General features: G+C 58.6%; 5 protein-coding genes. All 5 read right to left on the bottom strand.

The features are described from left to right. The coding region (locus tag C5O24_RS10290) for an ABC transporter permease (protein ID WP_161553877.1) at positions 1–746 on the bottom strand (746 nt) is incomplete at its 3' end. Between the two features lie 28 nt (positions 747–774). Continuing rightward, positions 775–1,446, bottom strand: coding sequence for an ABC transporter ATP-binding protein (locus tag C5O24_RS10285; RefSeq protein ID WP_202613089.1), 672 nt, complete (start codon positions 1,444–1,446; stop codon positions 775–777). Between the two features lie 50 nt (positions 1,447–1,496). Continuing rightward, positions 1,497–2,786 carry an FtsX-like permease family protein gene (locus tag C5O24_RS10280; RefSeq protein ID WP_107036630.1) on the bottom strand — a complete coding sequence of 430 codons (1,290 nt, stop codon included), beginning with the start codon at positions 2,784–2,786 and terminating at the stop codon, positions 1,497–1,499. 4 nt (positions 2,787–2,790) lie between these two features. After that, a complete protein-coding gene (locus C5O24_RS10275; protein ID WP_107036629.1) occupies positions 2,791–4,065 on the bottom strand; it encodes an ABC transporter permease in 1,275 nt (424 codons plus the stop codon). A 24-nt stretch (positions 4,066–4,089) separates the two neighbouring features. Beyond that, complete coding sequence (locus tag C5O24_RS10270) at positions 4,090–5,340, bottom strand: efflux RND transporter periplasmic adaptor subunit (protein WP_107036628.1); 1,251 nt, start codon at positions 5,338–5,340, stop codon at positions 4,090–4,092. Between the last annotated feature and the right edge of the window lie 330 nt (positions 5,341–5,670).

Raw genomic sequence — 5,670 nt, 5'->3', positions numbered from 1 at the left:
ACTCGGTTTTTGCTTCCGGTCCTGGGGCGGTGGCCTTGGGCCTTCAGGGCTTCGTCGTGCCCCGGCGGGGGCACTCTCAGCGTGCGCATGTCGCCCATGTTGGGGTTTCCCCAGGATGCTGTGGGCGCTGTAAGGCTCACGGGCATCCATATCTGGGCGTAGGCCACGTCGGTCACCGGCGACACGTCGGCCACCACGCCCGCCACCTCCTGCGGCACGTCGTCGATCAGCAGCGTGCGGCCTATCACGTCAGCGCCGTCGCTCGCGAAAGCCTGACGCGCCACCGATTCGGTGATCACCACCTTGCGCAGATCCGACATTATATCGGCGCGGTCAAACGGCTTGCCGGCTATGAATTCCAGGTCGATGATGCGGAAGAAACCGTCATCCACGCGCTTGGCGTCGGCAGCGAAGGTGGGATTCCCCTCGGTGTTGGCCAGTGCTCTCGACACATACGGGCAGTAGATGCTCGTCGCCTCGGCCTCCTCCAGCGATTCGGTCAGTTCGGCGGCTATGGCTGTCGACAGATTGCTCTGTATGACATTCTCGTTTGATCCGAATCCTTCGAGGATGCCGCGCCCCATGTAGAGCGTGCGGCTGCGTTTCGTTTCGGGAGCGAGGTCTATCACCGTCACCTGATGGAGCATCACCACCACCATGATCAGGAACATCGCCAGCGCCGTGCCGATGACCGTCACCGCCGAGATGACCGGCTGCGACTTCAGTTCATACCATATTTGTTTCATGTGTAGCAGGTCTTTTATGTGGGGCGGATCAGATCTGGTGGCCGTCGAAGAAGCGCACTATGCGGTCGGTCTGGCGTGCCTGGTCCTCATTGTGGGTCACCATCACTATGGTGCGGCCATCCTCCTTGTTCAGGCGGTGGAGTATGTCCATCACCTCGGCGCCCATCTTCGAGTCGAGGTTGCCGGTCGGCTCGTCGGCAAGGATTATCTCAGGATTGCCCACAATGGCGCGGGCCACGGCCACGCGCTGGCACTGTCCGCCCGAGAGCTGTGCGGGCATGTGGCGCAGACGGTGGGAAAGTCCAACGCGGTCGAGCACCTCGCGCACCATCTGCTTACGCTCCTTGTCGCTCACGTGGCTGCGGTAGATCAGCGGCAGCTCCACATTGTCCATCACGTTGAGCGACGGTATCAGGTGGAAGCTCTGGAACACGAAGCCCAGATTATGGTTGCGGAACGCCGCCAGTTCGCGGTCCTTCATCGTGCCGGTCATGGTCTGGCACAGCTCCACGCTGCCCGAAGTGGGGCTGTCGAGGAGGCCTATGATGTTGAGCAGCGTCGATTTGCCGCAGCCCGAGGGACCCATGATGGATATGAACTCGCCCTTTTCCACTTCGAGATTCACGTTTTCGAGAGCCACGGTCTCGATGTCGTTGGTGCGATAGATCTTGTTGACGTTCTGGAGATTGATGATTGCCATATTGTAGAGGTTTTATTTGTTTTTTAATATTGTTGTGTGATAATGTCTGATCAGTTGTCGATCGATAGGGCCTGGGCCGGCTCGATGCGCATCGCGCGGCGGGCGGGAAACCATATTCCGGCAATGACCATCAGCGCCATCAGTACGAACGATGTGCCGGCGCAGACGGCTATGCGAAGAGCCGTCGAATGATGCGCCCCGTAGTATGCGCAGATGTCGTAGTGCGTCAGCAGGCAGTCGGCCGCCACGGCCAGCGGGGTCACCAGAGCCAGAAGCAGGACTCCCTCGCCGATGAGCCGGCCGAAGATGCCGCGGCGGGTGGCGCCGTTCACGCGGCGTATGGCTATCTCGTTGACGCGCTGCTGTGTGCGGAACCAGAAGGTGCCCAGCAGGCCAAGGAATATGTTGATCATCATGAATCCCATGCCTGCGGAATAGTTGCGTAGCTGGGTGGTGGTGGAGCGCTGGAAGTTGCGCCTTATGTCGTCGAGTGAGCTGACGTTGGTCAGCAGATTGTTGCCCACATGGAGATAGTCGGGGGCGGCTGCCATCAGTTTCGCGGCAATGTCGTGGTCATGCTCCGGACGCACTCTGACGGTCAGCTCGTTGTAGTACCACACCATAGCCTTGTCGGGGTGGAAGCCGTCGCGGCACACATCCTGCAGCGCGAAGGCGCTCCAGTCGCTGAATTCGTCGTATCTCACCGGTACGAGAGCCGATCCTATCTGTGCTTCGGGATGCTCGCCGTTGATTTTGTAGTCGACATAGTGTATCTTCTTGCCTGCGTCCTTCAGCTCCCTGACCGACGGAAGAGGCTCGCGCGAACTTGACGAGAAGAAGTTGTCCGAAAGCAGCATTTTGCCCTCCTCGAGCTGTGCGGCAAGTTCCTCGGGACTCTCGCCGTTGGCTCCGCGATAGCGGTATATGATGGGGAAGTCGGGCGTGGCGAAGCGGCGCAGGGCGTTGCCGGTGACGCTGTCGTAGCCCATGGTGATGCCGGAGTTGGAGCCGTTGAAGGGGCGCGCGTTGTTGGAGTAGGCGGCGGCCTCTATTTCGGGCATCTGCTTGAGGCGGCGCAGTATTTCCCGAAAGGCTTCGGATTGAGCCGAGTCGTTGGCGTATTCCGGTCGGTATTCCGGGCTGGTTTCGGGTATGTCATACATTGTCAGCTCGTAGCAGTGGTCGTATTCAAAGCCCAGAGGGGCGAAATATGTGCGCATGCTCGCATAGAAGTAGTCGCAGATATACCACAGCACAACGCTGACCACCAGGAATTCGAGGGCAAGCCACACGTTGGTGCGCCACTCGTTGAGCATCTGTCGGAGTAGTTTCTTTTTCATGACGTTAAAGTGAGTTTACGATGCTCGCCCGCGAAGCGCGCCATGCGGGCACACCGGTGCAGAGCAGATTGAGGATGAAACAGAAGAGCAGAGCCATGCCGAGGGTCGACCAGTGGAGAAGCATCGGCAGCGAGGCCGTAGTCGGGGCGCTTGTGGCGCTCATGCCCTGGTTGAACAGCGACGGAGCCAGCAGCAGGGCGAACGCCACCGACAGACCGAATCCGATCAGGCCGGCGATGAGAGTCATCGACAGGTTTTCCATGATCAGGGAGCCGAGGATGCCGCTGCGGGTGGCGCCGTAGGAGCGGCGCACGGCTATCTCCGACATGCGGCGCTTCACGCGGCTCTGGGTCATCGAGCTGAGGTTGATGGCCGGCACGATGAGAAGTATCAGATACACCATCAGACGCGAGCGCCGTGCCTGCTTCAGGTCAGGCTCTACGTTGGCCCACCTGCCCACAGCGTCCTTTTCGGTGGTGTACGGGCGGTTGCGCCACACATACTGGTAGCCGTTGCCGGCTTTCATCTGAGTGTTGACGCTGGCCTTGATCTTGTCGAGCTCGGCGAGTATGGCCGGGAAGTCGCTCTTGTCGCGGGCGAGTATCGTCGACGACAGCATGCCCATGTAGTTGTCGTTCCAGGTGTCCTTCAGCAGCGAGGTGGCTGTCAGCGGCACCCATAACTGGCTGTAGGCGTGATCGGCCAGTGGCGATACATCCTTGACTATGCCTATGAGGCGGTAGGGGGCGAGGTCGATGAGAAATTCGCTTCCGATCAGATCCGCTCCGGCTGATCCGAAGAGCTGCCGGGCGGTCGACTCGGTCATCACGGCCAGAGCCTGGCTGCTTTCAAACTGAGCCTGGTCGTAGGGCTTTCCGGCTGTGAACTGCAGGTCGAACACGTCGAAAAAACGGTGGTCGGTAGGCAGTATGTCTACTTTGATCGGAGTGTGGTCGCGCAGAGCCGCCGAGTGGGTGGTGGTCATGCACGCGTATGCGGTCGAGGTTTCGGCCGATTCAAGCGGCTCGATGATGTTCTGGTAGGCCCAGTAGCTCATCGGGCCGTTCGACGTCCCGTCGCCCCAGTCGGCATGTGTTATCGACATGCTTCCCCAGTGAAGCATACGGTCGCGGTGGCTTTCGGGAGAGTAGGGGGCGGTCTTGACCTCCTGCATCATCACCACCGTCATGATCAGGAATATGGCCAGTGCCGTGCCGGTGATGGTCACCCATGTGACCACCGGCTCGCTCTTCAGCTCATAGATGAATTGTTTCAGCATAGTATATATGTTTTCTAATGGTTTTTATTTGTTCAGTTTCAGGCGCTCGGATTTGGCGAAGTTGCTCATGTCGCTCACCACCACACGCTCCCCCTTCTTCAGGCCGCTCACCACCTCCACGTATTCGTAGTTGGAGTCGCCGAGCTTCACCTGACGCTTCTCAAGCTCGCCGTCGGAGCTCTCCACGAAGAGGTCGTAGACACCCGGTCCCTTGAAGAACGGGGCGTTGGCTATGCGCAGCACCTCGTCCTTGATGTCACACATCACGAACACGTCGGTGCGCAGACCCGAGCGCAGCCGCTGGTTGTCGTCGTCGTCGAGCATTATCGTGAAGGATATCACACCGTTTTTCGACAGCGGGGTGACGCTGCTCACGTGGCCGTCGAGCTGGGTCTTGCCCAGACGCACCTTGGCGTGCGCTCCGGGGCTTACGCGGTCGCCGTAGGAGTCGGCTATCTCGGCGTCGACCTTGAAATGGCTCAGGTCGGAGATCACGGCCACCTTCTCGCCCTGGCCTATCTGCTGGCCTATGTTGTTGTTGATATAGGTCAGTGTGGCGGGGCGGGGCGCCAGAATGCGGGCATCGTTGAGGGTGCGCATCTTCTCGGCATAGTTTTTCTCGAAGATGTCGATCTCGATCTGCTTCATCTTCAGCTCGGCGTCCTTCACCTGGCGGTCGTTGACAAGCTGCTGGCGCAGCTGCTCAAGCTCAAGCACTCCGGTGCGGTAGGCGAGTTCGGCCTCACGCACCTTCTCGCCGGTGCCGGAGCCGATGGAGTCGAGACGACGTTCGTTGACCACCTCCACGCGCTTGCGGTTGACATCCATCTCCTTTACCTTAAGCTGCATCTCGAGCGACGACAGGTAGGTGTGGTTGGCCAGACGCTGCTGTTCGAGCTGATAGGTCATGCGGCGGCGTTCGTCGTTGAGTTTGTCCACCTCCACCTGAGCCGACTGAAGGTCGAGCAGGAGCAGGGGAGTGCCGGCGGCAACGCTGTCGCCCTCGGTGCTGTACACCTCCACGATCTTAGTGGATATCGGCGAGTTGATGATCTCTTCGAAAGCCGGCACCACTCTGCCCGAGGCGTTGACCGAAGTTTCGATCGTGCCCACGTCGGCGATGGAGAATGTGAGGTCGGCGGCATTGACGCTTCGGCGCATCATCGACAGCAGCACAATTATAGCCACTATCACGGCTATGCCTGCCGCGCTCCATTTGATGATAAGGTTGCGGCGCTCGCGGCGCAATACTTCTTTGGGAATCTCTCTGTCCATAGATAAATAGCTGTATTCATTGATTAACTGTGCCAATACCGTGCCAAAAAGTGAAGATGTTGAAATTTAGATAGTTGGCAAAATCGAAGTGTCCGATATCGGACACTTGTCCGCCCGATATCGGACACTCGGACATTTTTCTGATCATTCCGGACACTTTCCTACACCCGTTTTCAGTCAAAGAAGCCCGGAAACATATCTTCGTGTGAAATTCAAGCAGGCTCTAGGCAGTGTCTTATTTGTTTCTCTTATACACATCTGACTCTGCCGACGACCCATCCAGTGTACATCTCGCTGCGCACCGGATCATGACAAAAAGAATAGAATAGA

The organism is Paramuribaculum intestinale, from assembly GCF_003024925.1.
GTDB classification, from domain to species: Bacteria; Bacteroidota; Bacteroidia; order Bacteroidales; family Muribaculaceae; genus Paramuribaculum; species Paramuribaculum intestinale.
Note: the sequence above shows the minus strand (reverse complement) of the source record. Positions and strands in the feature narration are given on the sequence as shown.